The 257-nt window shown below is 65.8% G+C and carries 1 pseudogene; it reads right to left on the bottom strand.

The window, feature by feature from the left end:
- Positions 1-257 (bottom strand): annotated as a pseudogene (locus LI92_RS21630) (type I glutamate--ammonia ligase); the annotation flags it as partial.

Genomic DNA, 257 nt, shown 5'->3' with positions numbered 1-257 from the left:
CGTAGCCGGGAACCAGGCGCTTGTAGGAGTTGATGGTGGGGTTGGTGAACGCCAGCAGCGACGGGGCGTGATGCAGGATGCCGCCGATGCAGTGGCGTGCGGTGTCCGACAGCCCGGCATAACCGGACTCGTCGTAGAACAGCGGCTCGCCGTCCTGCCACAACGACAGGTGGACGTGCATGCCCGAGCCGTTGTCGCCGAACAGCGGCTTGGGCATGAAGGTGACGGTCTTGCCGTGGGCCCAGGCGGTGTTCTTG

Source organism: Mycobacterium sp. UM_Kg1, assembly GCF_000972925.1.
Taxonomy (GTDB): domain Bacteria; phylum Actinomycetota; class Actinomycetes; order Mycobacteriales; family Mycobacteriaceae; genus Mycobacterium; species Mycobacterium hiberniae.
Note: the sequence above shows the minus strand (reverse complement) of the source record. Positions and strands in the feature narration are given on the sequence as shown.